A 1,034-nucleotide genomic window follows, 5' to 3' on the forward strand; every position below is an offset into this window, starting at 1 on the left:
CTCTACGAACAACACCCCACCTACAAACAAGCCATCGACACCTGCGCCGAAATACTCCAACCCCACCTCAACCACGACATCCGAAAAATCCTCTACCCCACCAACACCACCGACACCAACACCGCCCAACACCTCCTCCAACAAACCCAATGGGCCCAACCCGCACTCTTCACCACCGAATACGCCCTCATACAACTCTGGAAACACTGGGGAATCACCCCCCACACCCTCATCGGCCACTCCCTCGGCGAACTCATCGCCGCCCACACCGCCGGAATCTTCACCCTCCCCGACGCACTCCACCTCACCGCACAACGCGCACAACTCATGCAACAACAACCCCCCGGCACCATGATCAACATCAACGCACCCCGCCACCACATCGAACCAACCCTCCCCCCACAACTCACCATCGCAGCCCACAACACCCCCAACGACTGCGTCATATCAGGCCCCACCCACCACATCCAACAATACAAACAAACCATCAAACACAAAGGCTGGACCACCCGCACCATCACCACCCAACACGCCTTCCACCACCCCCTCATGAACCCCGCCGCCCAACAACTCCACACCACCCTAAAAAACACCCCCCACCACCCACCACACACACCCATCATCACCAACACCACCGGCACCCACCTCACCCCCCAACAAGCCCAAAACCCCCACCACTGGGCCCACCAAATCACCACCACCGTCCACTACACCCAAACCATCACCACCGCCACCCACAACACACCCCACCCCATCCTCCTCGAAATAGGACCCGGAAACACCTTCACCACCCTCGCCCGACACACCACCCCCACCCCCACCCTCACCTCACTCCCCCACCCCAAAGACCCCCGCACCCCCACCCAAACCATCACCCACACCCTCGGCCAACTCTGGCAACACGGCACCACCCCCAACTGGAACAACCACAACCCACAAACCACCCACCAAAAACCCCAACGCATCCCCCTCCCCACCTACCCCTTCCAACACCAACACCACTGGCTCCCCCACCCCACCAAAACCACCACAGC

Annotated in this window: 1 protein-coding gene; it reads left to right on the top strand. The window is 60.5% G+C overall.

Features of this window, described 5'->3' with window-relative positions; all coding sequences use genetic code 11:
• A partial coding sequence (locus ACFV2X_RS55655) for an acyltransferase domain-containing protein (protein ID WP_385632007.1) occupies nt 1–1,034 on the top strand: 1,034 nt, incomplete at both ends.

The organism is Streptomyces sp. NPDC059679 (assembly GCF_042734105.1).
Lineage (GTDB): Bacteria > Actinomycetota > Actinomycetes > Streptomycetales > Streptomycetaceae > Streptomyces.